Source organism: Pseudomonas sp. PWP3-1b2 (genome assembly GCF_049896045.1).
Taxonomy (GTDB): Bacteria; Pseudomonadota; Gammaproteobacteria; order Pseudomonadales; family Pseudomonadaceae; genus Aquipseudomonas; species Aquipseudomonas antarctica_B.
Window position 1 is genome coordinate 43,840 of sequence record NZ_JAFCTN010000033.1, and the last position, 22,323, is coordinate 66,162.

The following is a 22,323-nucleotide window of genomic DNA, read 5'->3' on the forward strand; positions in this document are numbered from 1 at the left end:
GGCAAGGCAAGGTTTGGGGGAGAGGGGATTGCTGGGTACGTATCCGTTGCTGCGGTAACGGCGGCTTTGGGTTCAGCTCTTACAGCCAGCCCTTTCGAGGTCTTTAGGAAGAACAGGCGATACGTACTCTGTGGCGAGCGGGCTTGTCGAATCGTCGCACCGCCCGCGTTGGGCTGCGCAGCAGCCCTGGAAAGAAAGAATGCGGTGAGTCAGACAATCTCCGGCCGCTGGTTTGGGGGCCGCTGCGCAGCCCAACGCGGGGCAAGCCCGCTCGCCACAGAGTACTTATCGCCTCCATTTGCCTGGAGAATCGCAATCTGCTCAAAAAAAAGCGCCTTTGATCCAACCACTCAGGTCGGCTACCAGGCCGCCGTGCTCTTGCTTTTGATCTTGATCTTGATCTGAGGCGCCCCGTAAACCACGCTGGCCGCACGCAGGCTTGAATCCGTGGGTAACCCGGCAGGACGCCGGGTTAGCCGCGCTGGGCCAAGGATGGCCCATCGCGGCGGCCCACGGATTCAAGCCTGCGTGCGGGCACACCGAGCCACAGCGAGGTGCCGAGTGGTGGGGCGAGAGCCTTTTGGTTACTTTTGGGCTCTTTCCAAAAGTGACCCGCTGTAAGAGCGGAACCGATTTCAGCCGTTACCCAAATAACGGATATGTACTCCGAAAGACCGCCATCGCAGGCAAGCCAGCTCCCACAAAAAAACCGCTTCCGGTGAGGGAAGCGGTCTTGTCTACATCGCTGCTATCAGAACAACTTCAGCGGCGGTGCTTCTTCTTTCACCGGCTCATTCCGAGCAGTCTGCTCGTTCCAGCCACCACCGAGGGCCTTGTACAGGTTGACCTCGCTGTTGAGCTGCGCCAGACGGTCGGTGATCAACGATTGCTGGGCACTGAACAGTTGGCGCTGGGCGTCGAGGAACGTCAGGTTACTGTCCACACCAATGCGGTAGCGACGCTCGGCCAAACGGTAGTAATCCTGGTTGGCCGCGACGAAACCACGTTGGGCGTCCAGCTGCTGCTTGTAAGTCTCACGGGCGGCAAGGCCGTCGGACACTTCCTGGAAGCCAGTCTGAATAGCCTTCTCGTAGTTGGCCACGTTGATCTCTTTCTGAATCTTCGAATAGTCCAGGCTCGCGCGCAGGCTACCGGCATTGAAGATCGGGATATTGATCTGCGGGGCGAACGACCAGGTACCCGAGCCACCCTTGAACAGGCCACCCAACGTCGGGCTGGCAGTACCGGCACTCGCCGTCAGGCTGATGCTCGGGAAGAACGCCGCACGGGCCGCGCCGATATTGGCGTTGGCTGCCTTGAGGTTGTACTCGGCCTGCACAATATCGGGACGACGTTGCAGCAGGTCGGACGGCAACCCGGCCGGCACTTCGCTGAGCAGGTCATCCGACAGCGGCTTGCTGGTGATATTCGCCGGCAAACCGGTGCCCAGCAGCAGGGTCAGGCTGTTTTCGTCCTGAGCCACCTGACGCGTGTAGCGCGCCAGTTGAACGCGGGCGTTTTCCACCGAGGTGCGTGCCTGGCTGAGGTCGAGGGCCGAAGCCACACCGACTTCATTGCTGCGCGAGGTCAGTTTGAAGCTCTGCTCGAACGCGCCGAGGGTGTCCTGGGTCAGCTTGAGCAATTCCTTGTCGGCCTGCCAGGTCAGGTAGGCGTTAGCCACGCTGGCCACCAGGCTGATCTGGGTGCTGCGTCGCGCTTCTTCAGTGGCGAAGTACTTTTGCAGTGCTTCTTCACTCAGGCTGCGCACGCGACCGAACAGGTCCAGTTCATACGAACTGATACCCAGGCCGGCCGAGTATTGGCTGGTAATGCCGGCTTCGCCGGTCTGCGACAGCTTGGCCGGGGTGCGTGAACGGCTGCCGCTGCCCGTGGCCGAGATGGCCGGGAACAGGTCGGCACGCTGGATCTGGTACTGCGCCGCGTAAGCGTCGATGTTCAGTGCCGCAACGCGCAGGTCACGGTTGTTCACCAGCGCGGTCTGGATCAGCTGTTGCAGGGCAGGGTCATGGAAAAACTGCTTCCAGCCCTGCTCGGCAGCGGCCTGGCCCGGCGCCTGGGCCGACGAATACGCCGGCCCCTGCGGGTATTGCGCGGCCACTGGCGCTTCGGGACGCTGATAGTCAGGTATCAGCGAGCAGCCACTGAGCACGAATGCCGTGACGGCTAAGGAAAGTAGCGACTTGCTCATTGGCCAGCCTCTTTAGGAGTTTCAGTAGTGTCAGTCTTTTTACGGTCGCCGATGGCGGACACCGTTGCGAAGAACAACGGCACCCAGAAGATCGCCAACACGGTGGCCGTGATCATACCGCCAATCACGCCGGTACCGATCGCATGCTGGCTGCCTGAGCCTGCACCCGAGGAGATCGCCAGCGGCAATACGCCGAGGATGAACGCCATGGAGGTCATGATGATTGGCCGCAGACGCATGCGGGACGCCTCGATGGCCGCCTCGACGATGCCCTTGCCTTGTTCGTGGAGCTCTTTGGCGAACTCCACGATCAAGATGGCGTTTTTCGCCGCCAGACCCACCGTCACCAACAGGCCCACCTGGAAGAACACGTCGTTGGACAGCCCGCGCATGCTGGTCGCAATCAACGCACCCACCACGCCCAGCGGCACTACCAGCACCACTGCGATCGGGATCGACCAGCTTTCGTACAGGGCTGCCAGGCACAGGAACACGACCAGCAGCGACAGGGCGTACAGCGCAGGCGCCTGTGAACCGGACAAGCGTTCTTCATATGACAGGCCTGTCCAGGCATAGCCAATACCGGCCGGCAGTTGCTTGACGAGGCGCTCTACTTCCGTCATCGCATCACCGGTGCTGTAGCCCGGTGCCGGGGTGCCGAGGATTTCCATCGCCGCCACACCGTTATAACGCGAGAGCTTCGGCGAACCGTAGATCCACTTGCCCGAGGCGATGGCCGACAACGGCACCATCTTCCCGGAGTCGCTGCGCACGTACCATTTGTTCAGGTCTTCGGGCGACATGCGGCTGGCGGCCTCACCTTGCACGTAGACTTTCTTCACGCGACCACGGTCGATGAAGTCGTTCACGTAGCTGCCACCCAGGGCAATCGCCAGGGTCTGGTTGATGTTCGACAGCGTGATGCCTTGGGCGCTGGCCTTCTCGTCGTCGACGGTGAGCTCGTATTGCGGCTCATCGTTCACGCCGTTAGGGCGCACACCGGCCAGGATCTTGCTCTGTGCGGCCATGCCCAGGAACTGGTTACGTGCAGCCATCAACTTGTCATGGCCGACGCCGCCCTGGTCTTGCAGGAACACGTCGAAACCGGTGGCGTTACCCAATTCCAGTACCGACGGCGGCACGATGGCAAACACCATGGCGTCCTGGAAGGTCTGCATGAAGTAGCCCTGGGCACGCTTGGCGATTTCAAATACCGAGGTGGACGCGTCGCGCTCATCCCACGGCTTGAGCATCACAAATGCCAGGCCGGAACTCTGGCCACGGCCCGCGAAGTTGAAGCCGTTCACGGTAAATACCGATTTCACGCCTTTGCCTTCGCCTGGCTCGCCTTCCTTGTCGTTGAGCAGGAAGATGCGCATGTCGTCGATGACTTTTTGCGTGCGTTCAGCCGTCGAGCCGACCGGCGTCTGTACCTGGGCAAAAATCACGCCCTGGTCTTCGTCGGGCAGGAACGCAGCCGGGATGCGCATGAACAGCCAGATCATGCCGGCGAAGATCAGCAGGTACACGAGGAACGCCGGGATCTTGTGCTTGATCATGTTACCCACGCCGCGCTCGTAGCTCAGTACGCCACGGTCGAAGGTGCGGTTGAACCAGCCGAAGAAACCACGCTTGGGTTGGCCGTGCTTTTCCGGGTCGATTGGCTTGAGCATGGTGGCGCACAAGGCCGGGGTGAAGATCAGGGCAACCAGTACCGACAACGCCATGGCCGAAACAATGGTGATGGAGAACTGTTTGTAGATCACACCGGTGGAGCCACCGAAGAACGCCATCGGCAACAGTACCGCCGACAGTACCAGGGCAATACCTACCAGGGCGCCTTGGATCTGGCCCATGGACTTGACCGTCGCTTCCTTGGGCGACAAGTGTTCCTCGGCCATCACCCGCTCGACGTTTTCCACCACCACGATGGCATCGTCCACCAGCAGGCCGATGGCCAGGATCATGCCGAACATGGTCAGGGTGTTGATGGTGAAACCGAACGCCGCGAGGATCCCGAAGGTCCCCAGCAACACGACCGGTACGGTCATGGTGGTGATGATGGTGGCGCGGAAGTTCTGCAGGAACAGGAACATCACCAGGAACACCAGCACGATCGCTTCGACCAGGGTGTGAACCACACCGGAGATCGATTCGGTCACCACCGGGGTGGTGTCATACGGGACCACTGCCTTCATGCCTGGCGGGAAGAACGGTTCCAGGGACGCCACCGTGGCGCGGATGGCCTTGGCGGTGTCCAGCGCGTTGGCGCCCGAAGCCAGCTTGATCGCCATACCGGAAGCCGGGTTGCCGTTGAACTGTGCGCTGATGCTGTAGGTCTGGCCGCCCAGCTCGATACGCGCGACGTCTTTGAGGCGAACCTGCGAACCGTCGGTGTTGACCTTCATCAGGATGTTGCCGAACTGCTCTGCGGTCTGCAGGCGGGTCTTGCCGATGATGGTTGCGTTCAACTGGGTGCCGGGCAGGGCAGGCAGGCCGCCCAATTGGCCGGTGGCCACCTGCACGTTCTGTGCGGAGATCGCCGTGCTGACATCCACTGGCGTCAGCTGGTAGTTGTTCAGCTTGGCCGGGTCAAGCCAGATACGCATGGCGTACTGCGAACCGAATACCTGGAAGTCACCGACACCTGGCGTCCGCGAAATCGGGTCCTGGATGTTGGACACGATGTAGTTGGACAAGTCGTCCTTGGTCATGCTGCCGTCTTCCGACACCAGACCGATGACCATCAGGAAGTTCTTCACCGACTTGGTGACGCGGATACCTTGCTGCTGCACTTCCTGCGGCAGCAATGGGGTCGCCAGGTTCAGCTTGTTCTGCACCTGAACCTGGGCGATGTCCGGGTTGGTGCCCTGGTTGAACGTCACGGTAATGGTCATGCTGCCGTCGGAGTTACTGTCCGAGGAAACATAACGCAGGTTGTCGATACCGTTGAGCTGTTGCTCGATCACCTGCACCACGGTGTCCTGCACGGTTTGTGCGGACGCGCCTGGGTAGGTCACCTGGATGTCGATGGCGGTTGGCGCGATGGCCGGGTATTGGTTGATGGGCAACTTCAGGATCGACAGTGCCCCGACCAGCATGATCACCAGGGCGATAACCCAGGCGAAAATGGGACGGTCGATAAAAAATTTCGACATGGATTACTCCCCTTTGCCAGCAGCGGCAGCAGGAGCAGGAGCACCGGCAGGCTTGGCGTTGTCTGCCTCCTTGACCTTGACCTCGGCGCCCGGCTTGACGTACTGCAAGCCTTCGGTGATCACACGGTCACCGGCGTTCAAGCCTTTTTCCACCAGCCAATAGGCGCCGTACGTACGGTTGGCCACCAGTTCACGCTGCTCGACCTTGTTGTCGGCGTTGACGACCAGCGCGGTTGGCGTGCCTTTGAGGTCGCGGGTCACGCCTTGCTGCGGTGCCAGGATCGCCTTGCTGTTCACACCGGCTTGCAACTGGGCGTGTACAAACATACCCGGCAACAGGGTGTGGTCAGGGTTGGGGAACACGGCGCGCAGGGTCACGGAACCGGTGGTCTGGTCGACCGACACTTCGGAGAACTCCAGCGTGCCGTCCTTGCCGTAGTCGCTGCCGTCTTCCAGGGTCAGTTTGACCTTGGCCGCGTTGGCACCGGCTTTTTCCAGTTGGCCGCTTTCCAGGTCGCGGCGCAGTTTCAGCATTTCTGCCGAAGACTGTGTGACGTCGACGTAGATCGGGTCCAGTTGCTGGATCACGGCCATGGCATCGGTCTGGCCATTGCTGACCAGCGCGCCTTCGGTAACGGCGGAACGGCCAATACGCCCTGAAATCGGCGCGTACACCTTGGTGTAGCGCACGTTGATCTGGGCGGTTTGAACGTTGGCTTCGGCGGTCATGCGGTTGGCGACGGCGGTGTCGTATTCCTGACGGCTGACGGCTTGCTCATCGACCAACTGCTTGTAGCGGTCGGTGATCGACTTGGTCTGGGTCAGGGTGGCCTGGGCGCTTTTCAGCGTGGCCTCGTAAACCGACGGGTCGATCTGATAGAGCTGTTGCCCTTCCTTCACGTCGGCGCCTTCCTTGAACAGGCGCTTGAGAATGATGCCGTTGACCTGTGGGCGAACTTCCGCGATGCGGTAGGCGGTGGTGCGGCCTGGCAGTTCGGTCGTCAGGGTAAAGGCTTGCGGTTGAATGGTGACCACGCCGACCTGAGGGATTTGAGCGGGCGGAGCCGCTTCTTCCTTTTTACATCCGCTGAGCAGCGATGCCAGGGCGACGGCAGTGACCAGAGCGGTAACAGCTGGCTTAAGTTGCATGAAGATCCTCGGGTCAGGCGCGCAGAATGCGCACAAGAAGTGTGGAAGGGTAAAAAACAAGCCATGAGTAGATAAGTAGCTTGCTACGCAATATACTTACGTTCATGGTTGTTTGTAAACTCTTGACAGGCTTTGCGAAGTGTTGACAAAGCAACCCTCGAAGCCTCGATTTTAGTACGTTCGGTGCCCTTGACGGTGCCGTCCCACAATTATTCAGATGATGCTCAAGCACCATCCACAGTGTCCTGATTGAGGTTTTACTGCCATGGTTCGTCGCACCAAAGAGGAAGCTCAGGAAACGCGCAGCCAGATTCTCGATGCCGCCGAGCAGGCGTTCTATGAACGTGGCGTTGCCCGGACCACGCTGGCAGACATTGCCGCGCTGGCCGGCGTGACGCGTGGTGCCATTTATTGGCATTTCAGCAACAAGTCCGACCTGTTGCAGGCACTGCTCGACACGCTGCACGAGCCATTGGACGAGCTGGCCCGGGCGAGTGAAAGCGAGGATGAAGTCGACCCGCTGGGCTGTATGCGCAAGCTGTTGATTCATCTATTTCACCAAGTCGCCCTGGACCCGAAAACCCGGCGCATCAACGAGATTTTGTTTCATAAGTGCGAGTTCACCGATGAAATGTGTGACATGCGCCGCCAGCGCCAGACTCACAGCCTGGAGTGTAATTTGCGGATCGGCCTGACATTGCGTAACGCGGTCCATCGCGGGCAACTTCCGGAAAATCTCGACACGACCCGTTCAGCGGTGTGTATGCATGCCTATATCAACGGGCTGATTGGCCAGTGGCTGCTGGTGCCCGACAGTTTTCAGCTCCACCAGGAAGCCGAGCGTTGGGTTGATGCAGGGCTGGACATGCTGCGCCTGAGCCCCAGCCTGCGCAATTAAGACAAAATGCGTAATTGAGTCTAGCTGTGTCAACAGTAAAGACCAGAGACAGTCAGTCGTCCCTTCGCCTGAATCGTGGGGTGACTTTATATACGGGCTGGCGGGCGGTTGATAGGTAGGCGCCTAAGTATTTTGTAGCAATATTGTTGCAACGCTGTGAAGGAATGTTTCTCGGCTCACGCTGATTCACCTGTGGGAGCGGGCTTGCCCGCGATGGCGGCGTATCAATTACTGAAGATGTTGGCTGACTTACCGCTATCGCGGGCAAGCCCGCTCCCACAGTAGATCTGCTGCGTTTTCAAGCCGATGTAAAAAAGCCCCGGTTGTCTCCAACCGGGGCTTTTTGTTTTTCAGGCTATTACAGCGCCATTGTCGGGTAGTCGATGTAGCCGACCGGGCCCTTGGCGTAGAAGGTTTCCGGGTGCGCTTCGTTCAGCGGTGCATCTGCCTTCAAACGAGCTGGCAGGTCCGGGTTGGCAATGAACGGTATGCCGAAGGCCACCGCGTCAGCTTTGCCCGCCGCCAGCCAGGCGTTGGCGCTGTCTTTGGTGAAGCGTTCGTTGGCGATGTACGGGCCGCCGAAGGCTTTTTTCAGTTGCGGGCCGAGGCTGTCGGCGCCTTCCTTTTCGCGCGAGCAAATGAAGGCGATGCCACGTTTGCCCAGTTCGGTAGCGACGTAGGTGAAGGTTTCCGCCAAATTGTCGTCGCCCATGTCGTGGGAGTCAGCCCGCGGTGCCAGGTGCACACCCACGCGGCCGGCGCCCCAGACTTCGATGGCGGCGTCGGTCACTTCCAGCAGCAGGCGCGCACGGTTTTCCAGGGAGCCGCCATAGTTGTCGGTGCGCTGGTTGGTGCTGCTTTGCAGGAACTGGTCGAGCAGGTAACCGTTGGCGCCGTGGATTTCCACGCCGTCAAAACCTGCGGCCTTGGCGTTTTCAGCGCCGGTGCGGTAAGCGTCGACGATGTCAGCGATTTCAGCCGTTTCCAGGGCGCGCGGGGTCGGGTAGTCGGCCATTGGGCGAACCAGGCTGACGTGGCCTTTAGGCTGGATGGCGCTGGGTGCCACCGGTGTTTCGCCATTCAGGTAGGACTCATGGGAGATACGGCCCACGTGCCACAGTTGCAGGAAGATCTTGCCGCCTGCGCCATGAATGGCCTTGGTGACATTGGCCCAGCCGCGTACCTGGTCGTTGGACCAGATGCCCGGGGTGTCCGGGTAGCCTACGCCCATCGGCGTCACGGAAGTGGCTTCGCTGAGGATCAGCCCGGCGGAAGCGCGTTGCACGTAGTACTCGGCCATCAGCGCATTGGGCACGCGACCGTCGTCGGCACGGCAGCGCGTCAGCGGCGCCATGATGATGCGGTTGGACAGTTCCAGGTCGCCCAGTTTGATTGGATCGAAAATAGTCGTCATGGGATAACACCCTTCTGTTTAAGTGGATTGATTAGTGGGTCGCAGGGGCCAGTTCGGCATCGCCGCTCTGACGGAAAGTAATCAGGGTCACCAGCAGGGCGAGGATCGCCAGGGCTGCGGCGGCCAGTGGCACGCTGGTCAGGCCGAAGCCGTGGGCAATCACGCTGCCGCCGACCCAGGCGCCGAGGGCGTTGCCGATGTTGAAGGCGCCGATGTTCAGGGTGGACACCAGGTTCGGCGCCGCCTTGCCGAAGGTCACCACGTTGATTTGCAGCGCAGGCACGGCGGCGAACGACGCGGTGGCCCACAGGAACAAGGTGATTTCAGTCGGGATCAGCGCGACGCTGGTCCAGGTCAATACGGTGGAGACCACCGCCATGCTGATGAATACACCGATCAGGGTGGCGGCCAGGCGTTTGTCTGCCAGCTTGCCGCCGATGATGTTGCCCACGGTCAGGCCCAGGCCGATCAGCAGCAGGGTCCAGGTCACGCCTTTGGGCGAAACACCGGTGACCTCGCCCAGCAGCGGCGCCACGTAGGTAAATAGGGTGAACATGGACGCGGCGAACAGTGCGGTCATGGTCAGCGACAACCAGATGCCGGCGCCCTTGAGGGCTTTCAGTTCGGCGCGCATGTCGAGTTTTTCTTCGTCACGCTTGGTCGGCAGGAAGCGGATCAGGCCGATCAGCGCAACTACACCAATCACCGTCACGGCCCAGAAGGTCGAACGCCAGCCGGCGGCCTGACCGAGTGCGGTACCCAGTGGCACACCGAGCACGTTGGCCAGGGTCAAGCCGGTGAACATCAACGCCACGGCCGATGCGCGCTTGTTGGCGGGTACCAGGTTGGCGGCCACCACCGAGCCGATCCCGAAGAAGGCGCCGTGGCACAGGGCGGTGACCACGCGGGCGAACATCAGCACGTTGTAGTCAGTGGCCAGGGCGCAGAGCAGGTTGCCGACTATAAAGATACCCATCAACGCTACCAGCGCGGCCTTGCGGGGCAGCTTGGCGGTGGCCAGTGCCATGAACGGCGCGCCGATGGCCACGCCCAAGGCGTAGCCGGTCACCAGCCAGCCAGCGCCGGGGATCGACACGCCGAGGTCCGCCGCCACATCGGGCAGCAAGCCCATGATGACGAACTCGGTGGTGCCGATGGCGAAGGCGCTCAGGGCCAGTATGAGCAGCGAGAGGGGCATTTTCGTTTCCTTGTTACAACGGTTCGCTGAGTTCAGCGCTGAGTTCGGTGGTAAGCGCGGCGAGGAAGGCCTGGATGGTGTCCTCGTTGCGTTTGAAAAAGTGCCACTGCCCGGCTTTTTGGCTGCTGATCAACCCCGCACGTTGCAACGTGGCCAGGTGGGCCGACACGGTCGACTGGGACAAGCCGCAGCGCTGGTCGATCTGCCCGGCACAGATGCCGTATTCGTGGTTGTGCAGTTGTTCGGGAAATTGCACTTTCGGGTCTTTCAGCCAGGTGAGGATGTCTCGTCGTACTGGGTGCGCCAGGGCTTTTATTATTTCGTCGAGGTCAATGGACATGGCAGGTGCTCGGTTTCGAAAAACGTTATATCGCGATGAAGCGAACCTTAAATCGTTGTATCCCGATATACCAATATGATTTTGATCTTAATTCAGGCTAAATCGGTATATCGGGTTATAACGATACGTTGACGGCAGTGATAGACTGCGCGCCATGAATTATCTCGCACATCTGCACCTGGGCGGCCAACTTCCTGCGCAACTGCTGGGCAGTCTGTATGGCGACTTCGTCAAAGGCCGCCTGCAGGGCCAGTTCAGCCCGCAAATCGAGTCGGCGATTCAGTTGCACCGCGCCATCGACCGCTTCACCGACAGCCATCCGCTCGTAGGGGAGGCGTTGTCGCGCTTCAGCCTCACCCGCAAGCGTTACGCGGGGATCGTCCTTGATGTGTTTTTCGATCACTGCCTGGCGCGGGACTGGGCGTTGTATGCCGACCAGCCTCTGGAACGTTTTACCGCGCAGGTGTACCGCGTGCTGGCCGATGAGCCGCAGTTGCCCGGGCGGCTGGCGCAGATTGCGCCGTATATGGCGGCGGATGATTGGTTGGGGTCTTACCGCGAGTTTGCGGTGATGGATCAGGTGTTACACGGGATTTCCCGGCGGCTGACGCAGCCCCAGGAGTTGGGGTATGCGATGCAGGAGTTGCGTGAGCTGTATGAGCCGCTGAGTGAAGACTTCCGGGTGTTCTATCCCGAGTTGCAGAAATTTGCACAAGCCCATCTCACACCCCAGGTTTAAATGTGGGAGCTGGCTTGCCTGCGATTGCAGTCTGCCAGTTGATACATGTGTTGCTGACCCACCGCTATCGCAGGCAAGCCAGCTCCCACATTGAACTGTGTTCACTTGATTTCAGGCGGCGAACGCAGGTCTGGCATCTACTTGTTCTGTTTCCGGCACCGGACCAAACAATGCCTTCTGCACCGCCTGCTGCGCCTGATACGCCAGCGCCGCGCGCTCTTGCCCCGCGCAGGCAATCGGTTTGAGCACATGGATTTCCACATCGCCCTGATCATTGCCAAACAAGCGCATCAGGTGCGACAGCAAATCATCATCGCCAATAAACGGCGCCAGCGGATCCACTTGCCCGTCGCGCAGATAACGAATCGCCACCGGTTGCAGCGAAACATCCGCATCAATCGCGCTGGCCAGCAAACGCCCATGGAACGTGCGCAGGCTGCGGCCGTCGGTGGTGGTGCCCTCGGGGAACATCAGCAGCGGGTGCCTTTGCTCCAGATGACGGGTCATCTGTTTGCGGATCAACTGGCTGTCGCCCGAACCCCGGCGGATAAACAGGCTCCCCGCCTTGGCCGCCAACCAGCCAGCCACCGGCCAGGTACGCACTTCGGCCTTGGACAGAAACGACATCGGCGCCACGGCACCCAGCAGAGGAATGTCGGTCCAGGACACGTGATTGCTCACCCACAGCATCGGCTGCGTCGGCAACTCGCCGTGTACCGTCACGCGAAATGGCAGGGCATTGGTCAGTCGCGCCATGAAAAACCGCGACCAGCGCTGGCGGCGCACCATCGAGTTGGCCACGCCCATACGTTCAAACAGTCCAAACACCGTGGCCATGCTCAACCCAAGCGCCACCACCAACAGCACGCGGGCAATGCGCCCGTACACCCGCAGACGGCTCATCACATTGCTGCCTTGAAGTGGCGAGCGTAACGCGGGCACAGCTCATCGCGCTTGAGCAGGATGAACACGTCGGCTACCTGGAAATCTTCATCCCAGCACGGCTCGCCGCAGATCTTTGCACCCAGGCGCATGTAGGCTTTAAGCAGCGGCGGCATCTCGGCGATGACGTTGGACGGCAGGTCCAGCGCCGGCAACGGTTTTTTCGGCTCGGCGCGCAGGTGTTCGTTGCACAGGTAGCGTTCGCGCAGGCGCTGCATGATCGCGTGGGCCTGGATGCCGCCGTCATGCATCGGAATGCTCGCGCACCCCATCAGGTAGCTGTAGCCACCATGGTTGAGCACTTCGGCCAACTCGCCCCACAACACCGCGATGGTGCCGCCGTTGCGGTAGGCCGGGTCGACGCAGGTGCGGCCGATTTCCAGGATCGGGCCCTGCAAATGCAACAGGCCATGCAGGCTGAATTCTTCTTCGCTGTAGAACTTACCCAGCGTGCTGGCGGCCTGATGGTCGAGCAAACGGGTGGTGGCGACCAGTCGACCGCTGTTCAAATCCCGCACGCCGATGTGGCTGCAGTGAGCATCGTAGTCATCCATGTCCAGGCCCAGTTCCGCGCCTTTCAGCTTGGCGTTGAACTCGCCGCTGAACACTTTGAAACGCAAGGCCTGAGCTTCCTGCAATGCCTTGGCGCCGATCAGGCGTTCTGCTTGCAGACGGCGTTCATTGCCGGTGTCGCTGATGCGGGCGATCTGAGTCATGGCGAGTCTCCGAGTGCCGGCCACGTTTCGGCCGGTCGACTTTGTTGTCCAAAGTCAGGCTATGGAGGCCCGGTGTCATCTCCATGAAGTTACGGTGACGGTTGGATGACAGGGGGTTGGGCGCGGGAGGGATTAGTCGTTGCTGCGGTCACTTTGGCGCGCAGACGAAGCTTTCGACATGCCGGTACAGACGCTGGGTAACGGGCATAGGATGTGGATACTCGGCATTCGCCAAGGCGGTGAATTCCGATGAAGTGCCCGTTCATTCTGAGCCGGTAAAAAGCTGGATCGCCTCAGGCTTCTAAGGTTAACGAGAGTTCAAGGTGGGAGCTGGGTTGCCCGCGATAGCATCACCTCGGTGTTGTAGAAAGGCCGAGTTGCCCGCCTCCCAGGCAAGCCAGCACATGGGCGGTATCGCCAGGTCAGGAGTGCGTAGTGGGCTCCAGAAGCTGCGCCCCTGGCCCCTGTTCGCCGAGCTGGTCATCTTGATTGCGCAACGGGCACGCCTCCAGGGACAAACATCCACAGCCAATACAGCCACTGAGCTTGTCGCGCAGCAGGACCAGCTTGTTGATGCGGTCATCCAGATCCTCTCGCCACAGCGCCGACAAACGCTCCCAATCCGACTTCGTCGGTGTGCGGCCGTCCGGCAATGTCTGCAAGGCCGCGCCAATGGTCGCCAGTGGAATCCCCAGGCGCTGGGCGATTTTGATCACCACCACCCGACGCAACACATCCCGTGGGTAGCGCCGTTGGTTGCCGGCATTGCGGTTGCTGTTGATCAAGCCTTTGGATTCGTAAAAATGCAGCGCCGTGACCGCGACGCCACTGCGTGCGGCCAACTGGCCGACGGTAAGTTCTTTATTGAGCATGAACACTCCAAAACACTGCTTGACCTTGACTTAACTAGAGGTTTTACCCTGCGTGGCATCGAATCGCAAGATTCTGCCTACAGAGAAAGGGGAGTGTTCATGCAGGTATTAGAGAAGAATCGCAGTTTCACTCAATTGATCGAGTTTCAGATCGAGCCCCGGCAGCAAGATGCCCTGGTGGCGGCCTTGTCCACTCAAAGCGAGCGCCTGGCCCAAGGCCATGGCGGTTTTTTGAGTGCCAGCGTGCAGGTCAGCGATGATGGGCGGCGTGTGCTCAATTACCTGCAGTGGCAATCGCGCGAAGAGGGCGAAGCGGCGTTCCAGTGCTTTGAGAAGGGCGAGGAAGATTTCTGGACACTGATCCGCGCGCACCGGGCCACGGCGGTGACCTTCGGTTCGTTTCAGGTGCTGCGCAGTATTGAGCGCAGCCATGACAACGCGTTGCACTGTCGCTTAAATGGATAGGTGCAGCATGCGTTCGCCCTGTACGTTTTCCCCGGGACGACGCTTGTTTACCGCCAGCTCGCCAATCTTGATCAGGCGTGTGCGTGTGACGTTGCGGCTCAGGCCCAACAGGTTGGCGGTGTGCACCTGGTTGTAATGACTGAAGCGGTAGGCAGCGCGCAATAACGCGTCCTCAACCTTCTCATGCAGGGCGCCTGCCTGTTCCTCGAACAACTTCTGAAAGGCGCGTTCCAGCAGGGCTTCGGCGCTGTTGTCGATGCCGTGCTGGCTGTCGTCCGGGCGCTCGATGCGCATGTTGGAGAGGCGCAAATCATCACGTTCGATCACGCCGTTACGGCAGATCAGCAGGGTGTGGTGAATCACGTTTTCCAGCTCGCGGATATTCCCCGGCCAACTGTAGCTCTTTAGCTTTTGTTCGGCCTCGCGGCTGATGGTGATCGGGCCGTAACCCAGGCGTTGGCTATAGGCTTGGATGAAGTGCCGGGTCAGCGGCAGGATATCCCCCGGGCGATCGCGCAGCGGGCTGAGCTCCAGGCTGACCACGTCGAGACGGTAATAGAGGTCTTCACGGAAATGCCCGGCGTTGATGGCTTTTTCCAGCTGCACATTCGTCGCCGCGAGTACCCGTACATCAATCGCAATACTCTTGCGCGACCCGAGGCGCACCACTTCGCGCTCCTGCAGGACGCGCAGCAGTTTCACCTGGATGGCCATTGGCAAATCGCCGATTTCGTCGAGGAACAAGGTGCCGCCGTCGGCTTCTTCGAACCAGCCGGCCTTGGCGCTGAGGGCGCCGGTAAACGCGCCTTTTTCGTGGCCGAACAACTCGGCCTCCACCAGCGATTCAGAGAACGCGCCGCAGTTCACTGCCACGAACGGCCGGTTGCGCCGCGCGCTGAGGTTGTGGATATGCCGCGCCACCAGCTCTTTACCGGTACCGGTTTCGCCGATGATCAGCACGCTGGCTTCGCTGGGCGCCACTTGCTGGATATGGTCGAGCAGTGCCTGGGATTTGGGGTCTTCGAAGACCTGGGCCGTGGCGCGGATCGACGTTGCGAGGGCGGGCGAGGGCGGTAGGGTCAAAAGCTGCATGGGCACCTCTCTCAGGAGTAGAACGTCGGAATGGGCAGGGATTGGTTCAACGCCCAGTCCCCCAGTTCGACGCGCACGCGCTCGAAGCTGGCGCTGCTGCTGTCGGTCTGGCGCTGGCCGATATTGTTCCAGTCGTTGTGCAAGGTGATGCCGCTGTGCCCGCTGGAACTGTCGACCTCGGTGAGGGCAAATTCCGCGGCCAGGAGTTTGGCGGTCTGCAAGGGCAAGGGCAGCAGGCTGTTGGGTTTGGCTGTCACACGGGGTTCCTCAGTGTCTTTTTGGCAATGAAGCCCGCTCCCATATAAAGCAGATCTCATCGCTCTCAAGCCTTTGCTGGCAGCACATCATTGGCAATCATTTCGCCAAACGGGCCCGTGAGGTTGGTCACACCGTGGCCGGCGAGACTCGCGTAGGGTTCCGGCAACAGCGGGAACACCAACTCGGCAAAGCGATACGCCTCTTCCAGGTGCGGGTAGCCGGAGAAAATGAAGCTCTCGATGCCAAGGTCGGCGTATTCCTGGATGCGCTCGGCCACTTGTTGCGGGTTGCCCACCAACGCGGTTCCGGCACCGCCGCGCACCAGGCCGACGCCGGCCCACAGGTTGGGGGCTATTTCCAGGTTGTCGCGGCGCCCGCCGTGCAGGGCGGCCATGCGGCGCTGACCTTCGGAGTCAAAACGCGAGAAGGATTTTTGCGTCGCGGCGATGGTTTCATCACTGATGTGCTCGATCAGTTTGTCGGCGGCTTTCCAGGCCTCTTCTTCGGTTTCGCGCACGATCACATGCAGGCGAATGCCGAACTTGATCGTGCGGCCATGGCGCGCGGCGCGCTCTCGTACATCCGCGAGTTTCTCCGCGACGGCGGCGGGCGGCTCGCCCCAGGTCAGGTACACATCGACTTGTTCAGCGGCGAGGTCGTGGGCAGCGTCCGAGGAACCGCCGAAATACAGCGGCGGATAAGGTTTCTGCACCGGTGGATAAAGCGCCTTGGCGTTTTGCACCCGCAGGTGTTTACCTTCGAAATCTACGGATTCGCCCTGCAGCACGCCGCGCCAAATCTGCAGGAATTCGTCAGACACTTCGTAGCGTTCACTGTGATCGAGAAAACTGCCATCGCCACGGTTTTCATCGGGGTCGCCACCGGTCACCACGTTGATCAGCAAACGGCCGTTGGACAGACGATCCAGAGTGGCCGCCATGCGCGCGGAAACTGTCGGCGAAATGATGCCCGGACGAATCGCTACCAGGTAACGCAAGCGTTCGGTCAATGGCACCAGCGCCGAGGCAATTACCCAGGAGTCTTCGCACGAGCGCCCGGTCGGAATCAACACGCCGTAGTAACCAAGGCTGTCAGCCGCCTGCGCAACTTGCTTCAGATAATTGAGGGTAACCGGGCGTGCACCTTGGGTGGTGCCCAGGTAATGACCGTCGCCGTGGGTGGGTAGAAACCAGAAAACGTTCATGACAAATCCTTATACGGTCTTCAGCAGAGAAGGGGGCATGCACGGCAAACAAAGGTGCTGAGCGGTCACTGCTGAAAAAATGAAGCTGTTGTGTGCCCGGTGTTTTGTTGAATGGCTGTTGCGCTGCCAACAGTAGCGATTCGCGGTGGGGTCATTTATAGAGGGTTAGGTTTATTCCGTAAATGAACGTATTTCCATATTTATAGATCTTAATTGAATATAAAGGTTGGACTATCGAAGGCGTCTGAACGGTTGATAGCGACTATCACGGGGGGTGATTTCTCACTTGGAAAGGGCGGGAGTAGCCTGTGTTCATTGACTTGAAACCTCCTTCGCAGGGCCTTCGCCATGAACCGTTTTCTCGCTGTTTCGTTGTTAGTTGTCAGCTCCGTCCTTGCCGGGTGTGCGACACATCCCTCGCCGGAGTCGCGTCCTTACACCGCAGAAGAAACCAGGCAACTCGCCCTGGAGGCGTTGAGCCGTCGCGGGCTGTCGTTTGATGAGTATCAACAGCAGCGTGCGGCGCTGACCGGGCAGCCACAGAAGCCCTTCGGTTTCGATCACCACGGCGAAATGAACGCCGAACGCAGCGTGGTTTTGCATGGTCGTCCCAGTTGAGCCGGCGCCCGGTGGCAAAAAGCCCGAGGTTTCCCACAAGGAATCTCGGGCTTTTTGTTTGCCATGGCGTCACTTCAGCCTGTTAAGCTGAATTTCAGGAGCGTTCCTACGCACATTTACATAAAGTGGTTCTTCTTTAATGGCCTTCGATTGGTTAAATCTGACAACCTCTGCCCCGGTCGACGCCCCCTGAGACGCAGTTCTCGGGAATACGCTCTGCGAGTCTTTAACGTCATGAATAAACGTCCGTTGTATTTCGACTACGCCGCCACCACGCCGGTGGATGAGCGGGTCATCCAGGTGATGGTCGAGTGCCTGGGCTTCAATGCCAACTTCGGTAACCCGGCGTCCAGTTCCCATGCGTTCGGCCAAGCGGCCCGGCAAACGGTTGAACAGGCGCGCCGTCAGGTGGCGGAACTGGTCGGTGCGAGCCCCGAGCAACTCGTCTGGACCTCCGGTGCCACAGAATCCAACAACCTCGCGATCAAAGGCGTTGCCCAGGCGCGCGGCGTGGCGGGTGGGCATATCATCACCAGCCAGATCGAACACAAGGCCACGCTTGATACCGCGCGGCAGTTGCAGGAAGCCGGTGTGGCGGTGACCTACCTGGTGCCGGATGCCGACGGTTTGATCAGTGCCGAGGCGGTCAGTGAAGCCTTGCGTGATGACACTTTTCTGGTGTCGCTGATGCTGGTGAATAACGAGCTGGGCACCCTCAACGACATCCCCGCCATCGGCGCACGGGTGCGTGAGCATGGCGCGTTGTTGCATGTGGACGCCGCGCAAGGTGCGGGCAAGGTCGCGATCAACCTGGCTGAATGGCCGGTGGATCTGATGTCGTTTTCCGCACACAAACTGTATGGCCCCAAAGGTATCGGCGCGTTGTACGTCGGCCCACGGGCACAGCAGAAAGTGTTGGCGCAGATTCATGGCGGTGGCCATGAGGGCGGCTTGCGTTCCGGCACCCTGGCGACGCATCAAATTGCGGGCATGGGCACGGCGTTTGCCTTGGCGGCAGAATCTTTCGCCGAAGAAAAGGCCAGGATTGTGGCCCTGCGTCAGCGTCTGCTGGATCAACTGGAATCGATTGCGGGCGTGCGCCTCAATGGCAGCCTGACTCAGCGGATTCCCCATACCCTCAGCCTCACGTTTGGCGAGGGCGAATTCAATTCGGTTGCGTTGAGCGCGGGTATCGCATTTTCGGCGACCTCTGCCTGTAATTCGGCCAGTAATGCACCGTCCCACGTCCTTCTGGCGTTGGGCCATGATGCCCGCAGCGCCGGTCGCACCATCCGTTTGAGCCTTGGCCGCTTCACCACCGAGCAGGATATCGACGAAGCCGTGAGACTCATCAAAACGGCTTCTGCCAGCGCACCAGCGTTCTGGGCCGTCTGATTTTTTATTTGCACCCCATAACAATTATTAGCCGTTAGCAGGAGAAACGATGAGTACGCAGCCTTTGACCCATGGAACGGTTCCCCAGCGCCTGGCGCATACCCGTGAACTGATGAGCCGCGAGGGCATTTACGCCCTGTTGGTGCCGTCGGCCGACCCGCATTTGTCCGAGTACTTGCCGGGCTACTGGCAGGGCCGCCAGTGGTTATCGGGGTTTCATGGGTCGGTGGGTACGCTGATTGTCACTGCGGATTTCGCCGGTGTATGGGCAGACAGCCGTTACTGGGAGCAAGCGACCAAGGAACTCAAAGGCAGCGGCATCGAGCTGGTGAAATTGCAGCCCGGCCAACCCGGCCCGCTGGAATGGCTGGCCGAGCAAACGCCGCAGGGCGGTGTGGTGGCAGTGGACGGTGCGGTGATGGCCGTGGCTTCAGCGCGTACCCTGGGCGACAAGCTCGAAGAGCGCGGCGCGCGCTTGCGTACCGATATCGACCTGCTCAATGAAGTCTGGCAAGACCGGCCGACGTTGCCGAACCAACCGATCTATCAACACTTGCCGCCACAGGCCACCGTGAGCCGTGGCGAGAAACTCGCTGCCCTGCGCGCGAGCCTGAAAGACAAGGGCGCCGACTGGCACTTCATCGCCACCCTGGATGACATCGCCTGGTTGTTCAACCTGCGCGGCGGTGACGTGTCGTTCAACCCGGTGTTCGTGTCCTTTGCCTTGATCAATCAACAGCAGGCCACCTTGTTTGTGGCGCTGAGCAAAGTCGATGCTGAGCTGCGTGCTGTGCTCGAAAGTGACGGCGTGAACTTGCGCGATTACAGCGAAGTAGCGGCCGCATTGCGTGACGTGCCGTCGGGCGCAAATTTGCACGTCGATCCGGCGCGCGTCACGGCGGGCCTGCTGGAAAACCTCGACGCCGGCGTCAAGCTGATTGAAGGGCTGAACCCGACCACACTGGCCAAATCGCGCAAAAGCCTGGCGGACGCCGAGCATATCCGCCGAGCCATGGAGCAGGATGGTGCGGCGTTGTGCGAATTCTTTGCCTGGCTGGACAGTGCCTTGGGCCGCGAGCGCATCACTGAACTGACTATCGATGAGCACCTGACGGCTGCGCGTACCCGTCGTCCGGATTATGTGTCGCTGAGTTTCAATACCATCGCGGCGTTCAACGCCAATGGTGCGATGCCGCATTACCACGCTACCGAAGAAGAGCACGCGCTGATTGAAGGCGATGGCTTGTTGCTGATCGACTCCGGTGGCCAGTACTTGGGCGGCACTACGGACATCACGCGGATGGTGCCTATCGGTACGCCGAGCGAAGAGCAGAAGCGCGACTGCACGCGCGTGCTTAAGGGTGTGATTGCCTTGTCCCGTGCGCACTTCCCGAAAGGTATTCTGTCGCCGTTGCTGGATTCGATTGCGCGTGCGCCGATCTGGGCTGAAGGCGTGGACTACGGTCACGGCACTGGTCACGGCGTAGGCTATTTTCTGAACGTGCACGAAGGCCCGCAGGTGATTGCCTACCAGGCCGCTGCCGCGCCGCAGACCGCGATGCAGCCAGGCATGATTACGTCTATTGAACCGGGTACTTATCGTCCGGGCCGTTGGGGGGTTCGTATCGAGAACCTGGTGCTGAACCGTGAAGCGGGCAAAACCGAGTTTGGCGAGTTTCTCAAGTTTGAAACCCTGACCTTGTGCCCCATCGACACGCGCTGCCTGGAGCCGTCGCTGCTGACGGTTGACGAGCGTGAGTGGTTCAACGCTTACCACGCCGAGGTGCGTGAACGTCTGAGCCCGTTGCTCAGTGGCGCTGCATTAGCGTGGTTGCAAGTGCGAACGGCGGCTATTTAACCGACTGCAGTTCTGCGTCTTTGGAGCTCCATTGGCTCGGTTGTCGAGCAGGGGGCTGGACGCAGGAGTGCGAAGGCGTAAGCGCAAGTCTGGAATTGAATGAGCAGTCGCGGGTGACTGCTCGGGACGTCACTTACAGATGACGATCATGCTGCGGCTGGTGTAGCCGGCAGGGTTGAGGCCGAAAGGGTAATCCCCAGGCTCTTCGGAGTTGTCACCGGATTTTGCGATAACCCGGTAGCCCTTGGCGCCGCAGGAATTGACTGCGCTGGTGTAGCACTCGTCCCAGGAGGAGGACAGGCCAGAGCAGTTGATGTGCAGCCCTTTTTTACCGCGTTTCACTTCTGTCTTGGTGGTCGCAGCACAGCCAGCAATGGCCACGACCATTAACAGTATCAAAATTCGCTTCATTCCTATCCTTAATAGCCGCTTCGCAAAAACGCCCGAAGCCGGCTTTACTCGCTCTCGATTGTAGCGTTCATGCTGTCCTTGTCGACACGCTCCATGAATGACATTCGTTCACGGCCTAAACATGGCCTAAATGAACCGCAAATACCAGAGCTACCTTTAAAGAGGGTTAATCAGCGGGTACCAATGGTTTTGATTCGTTGCGCATGGTCAGCGTCGCACCTACCGACGCCAGAATGATGCAGGTGATGGCCAGCCATTGTGCGAGGGACAAGTGTTCCTGCAGGAAAAACAACCCGGAGAGGGCGCCGAATGCAGGTTCGATACTCATCAGCGTGCCAAAGGTGCGGGCAGGGAGACGAGTGAGGGCGATCATCTCCAGGGTGTAGGGCAAGGCTGTGGACAATATGGCAACGCCAATCGCGATAGGAATGAGTGCAGGCGTGAGCAGCGCCGCCCCCGCGTGGACGATACCGATGGGGGCAACGAACAGAGCGGCGATCATTACGCCGAGGGCTGCGGTTTGCACGCCGTTGTCGTTGCCGGCCTTTTGGCCGAACAGGATGTAAAGCGCCCAGCAAATACCTGCGCCCAACGCGTAGGCGGCACCGGTCAAGTCGATGCCGCTGCTGGCCTCTCCCATCGGAATCAACAAGAGCAGGCCTGTGATCGCGAGCGCGATCCACAGGAAGTCCACCGCTCGGCGCGAGGCGTAGAGGGCTACGGCGAGTGGGCCAGTAAATTCCAGTGCCACCGCAATGCCCAGGGGCACGGTGCGCAACGACATATAGAAGAGGAAGTTCATGCCACCCAGCGCCATCCCGTAGATGACCACGGTGCGCAGGGATTTGGCCGTCAGCGTGGCACGCCATGGGCGCAATATAAGCAGCATGATCACGCTGGCAAAGATCAGGCGCAGGGTTGTCGTGCCTTGAGCGCCGACGATGGGGAACATGCTTTTGGCCAGTGATGCCCCGGTTTGGATGGACGCCATGGCGATCAGCAGCAGGCCAACAGGGAACAATACCGAAGCCAGGCTGCGGGAAGGGGTGGTCATTGGGGGTGTTCGTCCGAAGTCATGGTAGAGAAGCAGAGGCCGCTATGATGCTTAACTGTTAGCCTTTGAGCAATATATTGCTCATTTGTTTAGGCGCTACTCTCTATATAGGAAGGAATCCGGGCATTTCAGTCTGATGGATAGAAAATTCAAATTAAAGGTTGACGGCAGATTCTGGAAGTCTATAATTCGCCCCACTTCCGGCGCAGTCGAAACGGAAAACTCCTTAATAAACAAAGAGTTGTGCGAGATTCGACAGCGAGTTGCTTCAGTTCATCGAAGCCCAGAAGGAGTTGGTAGAGCGGTGTTGTTTGGCTCTATTAACGTTTCGAT

Annotated in this window: 19 protein-coding genes and 1 pseudogene; 6 read left to right on the forward strand and 14 right to left on the reverse strand. The window is 59.9% G+C overall.

The annotated features are described in order from the left end of the window. Positions 1-751 precede the first annotated feature (751 nt). The 3 genes from adeC to ACP7A2_RS20105 are packed head-to-tail and all read right to left on the reverse strand — an operon-like array spanning position 752 to position 6,516. Positions 752-2,209 (reverse strand): AdeC/AdeK/OprM family multidrug efflux complex outer membrane factor, encoded by a 1,458-nt coding sequence (gene adeC / locus ACP7A2_RS20095; protein WP_426135613.1) that lies wholly within the window; start codon positions 2,207-2,209, stop codon positions 752-754. Further along, positions 2,206-5,367 carry an efflux RND transporter permease subunit gene (locus tag ACP7A2_RS20100; protein WP_426135614.1) on the reverse strand — a complete coding sequence of 1,054 codons (3,162 nt, stop codon included), beginning with the start codon at positions 5,365-5,367 and terminating at the stop codon, positions 2,206-2,208. The genes adeC and ACP7A2_RS20100 overlap by 4 nt, the downstream gene beginning before the upstream one ends. A gap of 3 nt (positions 5,368-5,370) precedes the next feature. Beyond that, positions 5,371-6,516, reverse strand: a complete 1,146-nt coding sequence (locus ACP7A2_RS20105) for an efflux RND transporter periplasmic adaptor subunit (protein WP_426135615.1) — start codon at positions 6,514-6,516, stop codon at positions 5,371-5,373. Positions 6,517-6,781: 265 nt separating this feature from the next. Here ACP7A2_RS20105 and ACP7A2_RS20110 point away from each other — a divergent pair, with 265 nt between their 5' ends. Then, complete coding sequence (locus tag ACP7A2_RS20110; RefSeq protein ID WP_426135616.1) at positions 6,782-7,414, forward strand: TetR family transcriptional regulator; 633 nt, start codon at positions 6,782-6,784, stop codon at positions 7,412-7,414. 358 nt (positions 7,415-7,772) lie between these two features. On the opposite strand, the gene ACP7A2_RS20115 is transcribed toward ACP7A2_RS20110, so the two are convergent. The 3 genes from ACP7A2_RS20115 to ACP7A2_RS20125 are packed head-to-tail and all read right to left on the reverse strand — an operon-like array spanning position 7,773 to position 10,366. Further along, positions 7,773-8,828 (reverse strand): alkene reductase, encoded by a 1,056-nt coding sequence (locus tag ACP7A2_RS20115; protein ID WP_426135617.1) that lies wholly within the window; start codon positions 8,826-8,828, stop codon positions 7,773-7,775. Between the two features lie 31 nt (positions 8,829-8,859). Next, positions 8,860-10,026: an MFS transporter gene (locus tag ACP7A2_RS20120; protein WP_426135618.1), complete on the reverse strand. Its 1,167-nt coding sequence runs from the start codon at positions 10,024-10,026 to the stop codon at positions 8,860-8,862. Positions 10,027-10,039: 13 nt separating this feature from the next. Then, on the reverse strand, positions 10,040-10,366 hold the full coding sequence (locus tag ACP7A2_RS20125; protein ID WP_375070709.1) for an ArsR/SmtB family transcription factor: 327 nt from the start codon (positions 10,364-10,366) through the stop codon (positions 10,040-10,042). A gap of 154 nt (positions 10,367-10,520) precedes the next feature. Here ACP7A2_RS20125 and ACP7A2_RS20130 point away from each other — a divergent pair, with 154 nt between their 5' ends. After that, a complete protein-coding gene (locus ACP7A2_RS20130) occupies positions 10,521-11,105 on the forward strand; it encodes an ACP phosphodiesterase (protein ID WP_426135619.1) in 585 nt (194 codons plus the stop codon). Positions 11,106-11,216: 111 nt separating this feature from the next. Here ACP7A2_RS20130 and ACP7A2_RS20135 read toward each other — a convergent pair whose 3' ends face one another. The 3 genes from ACP7A2_RS20135 to soxR form a co-directional block, all read right to left on the reverse strand. Beyond that, positions 11,217-12,008, reverse strand: a complete 792-nt coding sequence (locus ACP7A2_RS20135) for a lysophospholipid acyltransferase family protein (RefSeq protein WP_426135621.1) — start codon at positions 12,006-12,008, stop codon at positions 11,217-11,219. Further along, positions 12,008-12,763: an L-ornithine N(alpha)-acyltransferase gene (gene olsB, locus ACP7A2_RS20140; RefSeq protein WP_426135622.1), complete on the reverse strand. Its 756-nt coding sequence runs from the start codon at positions 12,761-12,763 to the stop codon at positions 12,008-12,010. Before olsB ends, ACP7A2_RS20135 begins: the two co-directional genes overlap by 1 nt. Positions 12,764-13,185: 422 nt before the next feature. Then, entirely contained in the window at positions 13,186-13,635 is a 450-nt protein-coding gene (gene soxR / locus ACP7A2_RS20145; protein ID WP_426135623.1) for a redox-sensitive transcriptional activator SoxR, read from the reverse strand. Between the two features lie 99 nt (positions 13,636-13,734). On the opposite strand from soxR, the gene ACP7A2_RS20150 reads away from it, so the two are divergent. After that, positions 13,735-14,100 carry an antibiotic biosynthesis monooxygenase gene (locus ACP7A2_RS20150; protein WP_426135624.1) on the forward strand — a complete coding sequence of 122 codons (366 nt, stop codon included), beginning with the start codon at positions 13,735-13,737 and terminating at the stop codon, positions 14,098-14,100. Here ACP7A2_RS20150 and ACP7A2_RS20155 read toward each other — a convergent pair. From ACP7A2_RS20155 to ssuD, 3 genes and pseudogenes are all read right to left on the reverse strand, one after another. Then, complete coding sequence (locus ACP7A2_RS20155; RefSeq protein WP_426135625.1) at positions 14,089-15,192, reverse strand: sigma-54 interaction domain-containing protein; 1,104 nt, start codon at positions 15,190-15,192, stop codon at positions 14,089-14,091. The two genes, ACP7A2_RS20150 and ACP7A2_RS20155, sit on opposite strands and share 12 nt — an antisense overlap. Positions 15,193-15,236: 44 nt before the next feature. Further along, positions 15,237-15,356: pseudogene (locus tag ACP7A2_RS20160) on the reverse strand (acyl-CoA dehydrogenase family protein); the annotation flags it as partial. Between the two features lie 158 nt (positions 15,357-15,514). Then, positions 15,515-16,654, reverse strand: coding sequence for an FMNH2-dependent alkanesulfonate monooxygenase (ssuD, locus tag ACP7A2_RS20165; protein WP_426135626.1), 1,140 nt, complete (start codon positions 16,652-16,654; stop codon positions 15,515-15,517). 348 nt (positions 16,655-17,002) lie between these two features. Between ssuD and ACP7A2_RS20170 the strand changes: the two genes are divergently transcribed. The 3 genes from ACP7A2_RS20170 (at position 17,003) to ACP7A2_RS20180 (ending at position 20,525) form a co-directional block, all read left to right on the forward strand. Further along, entirely contained in the window at positions 17,003-17,272 is a 270-nt protein-coding gene (locus tag ACP7A2_RS20170; protein WP_375070725.1) for a hypothetical protein, read from the forward strand. Between the two features lie 234 nt (positions 17,273-17,506). Continuing rightward, on the forward strand, positions 17,507-18,667 hold the full coding sequence (locus ACP7A2_RS20175) for a cysteine desulfurase family protein (protein ID WP_426135627.1): 1,161 nt from the start codon (positions 17,507-17,509) through the stop codon (positions 18,665-18,667). Positions 18,668-18,716: 49 nt separating this feature from the next. After that, positions 18,717-20,525, forward strand: a complete 1,809-nt coding sequence (locus tag ACP7A2_RS20180) for an aminopeptidase P family protein (RefSeq protein WP_426135629.1) — start codon at positions 18,717-18,719, stop codon at positions 20,523-20,525. 129 nt (positions 20,526-20,654) lie between these two features. Here ACP7A2_RS20180 and ACP7A2_RS20185 read toward each other — a convergent pair whose 3' ends face one another. Then, positions 20,655-20,936, reverse strand: coding sequence for a hypothetical protein (locus tag ACP7A2_RS20185; protein ID WP_426135630.1), 282 nt, complete (start codon positions 20,934-20,936; stop codon positions 20,655-20,657). Positions 20,937-21,102: 166 nt separating this feature from the next. Beyond that, complete coding sequence (rhtA, locus tag ACP7A2_RS20190) at positions 21,103-21,990, reverse strand: threonine/homoserine exporter RhtA (RefSeq protein ID WP_426135631.1); 888 nt, start codon at positions 21,988-21,990, stop codon at positions 21,103-21,105. Between the last annotated feature and the right edge of the window lie 333 nt (positions 21,991-22,323).

Coding starts and splice junctions, on each gene's coding strand:
- ACP7A2_RS20105 (WP_426135615.1), bottom strand. CDS start 6,516: ATGCAACTTAAGCCAGCTGTTACCGCTCTGGTCACTGCCGTCGCCCTG.
- ACP7A2_RS20150 (WP_426135624.1), top strand. CDS start 13,735: ATGCAGGTATTAGAGAAGAATCGCAGTTTCACTCAATTGATCGAGTTT.
- ssuD (WP_426135626.1), bottom strand. CDS start 16,654: ATGAACGTTTTCTGGTTTCTACCCACCCACGGCGACGGTCATTACCTG.
- ACP7A2_RS20180 (WP_426135629.1), top strand. CDS start 18,717: ATGAGTACGCAGCCTTTGACCCATGGAACGGTTCCCCAGCGCCTGGCG.
- soxR (WP_426135623.1), bottom strand. CDS start 13,635: ATGCTCAATAAAGAACTTACCGTCGGCCAGTTGGCCGCACGCAGTGGC.
- rhtA (WP_426135631.1), bottom strand. CDS start 21,990: ATGACCACCCCTTCCCGCAGCCTGGCTTCGGTATTGTTCCCTGTTGGC.
- olsB (WP_426135622.1), bottom strand. CDS start 12,763: ATGACTCAGATCGCCCGCATCAGCGACACCGGCAATGAACGCCGTCTG.
- ACP7A2_RS20100 (WP_426135614.1), bottom strand. CDS start 5,367: ATGTCGAAATTTTTTATCGACCGTCCCATTTTCGCCTGGGTTATCGCC.
- ACP7A2_RS20135 (WP_426135621.1), bottom strand. CDS start 12,008: ATGAGCCGTCTGCGGGTGTACGGGCGCATTGCCCGCGTGCTGTTGGTG.
- ACP7A2_RS20110 (WP_426135616.1), top strand. CDS start 6,782: ATGGTTCGTCGCACCAAAGAGGAAGCTCAGGAAACGCGCAGCCAGATT.
- ACP7A2_RS20185 (WP_426135630.1), bottom strand. CDS start 20,936: ATGAAGCGAATTTTGATACTGTTAATGGTCGTGGCCATTGCTGGCTGT.
- ACP7A2_RS20170 (WP_375070725.1), top strand. CDS start 17,003: ATGAACCGTTTTCTCGCTGTTTCGTTGTTAGTTGTCAGCTCCGTCCTT.
- ACP7A2_RS20125 (WP_375070709.1), bottom strand. CDS start 10,366: ATGTCCATTGACCTCGACGAAATAATAAAAGCCCTGGCGCACCCAGTA.
- ACP7A2_RS20155 (WP_426135625.1), bottom strand. CDS start 15,192: ATGCAGCTTTTGACCCTACCGCCCTCGCCCGCCCTCGCAACGTCGATC.
- ACP7A2_RS20130 (WP_426135619.1), top strand. CDS start 10,521: ATGAATTATCTCGCACATCTGCACCTGGGCGGCCAACTTCCTGCGCAA.
- ACP7A2_RS20120 (WP_426135618.1), bottom strand. CDS start 10,026: ATGCCCCTCTCGCTGCTCATACTGGCCCTGAGCGCCTTCGCCATCGGC.
- ACP7A2_RS20115 (WP_426135617.1), bottom strand. CDS start 8,828: ATGACGACTATTTTCGATCCAATCAAACTGGGCGACCTGGAACTGTCC.
- adeC (WP_426135613.1), bottom strand. CDS start 2,209: ATGAGCAAGTCGCTACTTTCCTTAGCCGTCACGGCATTCGTGCTCAGT.
- ACP7A2_RS20175 (WP_426135627.1), top strand. CDS start 17,507: ATGAATAAACGTCCGTTGTATTTCGACTACGCCGCCACCACGCCGGTG.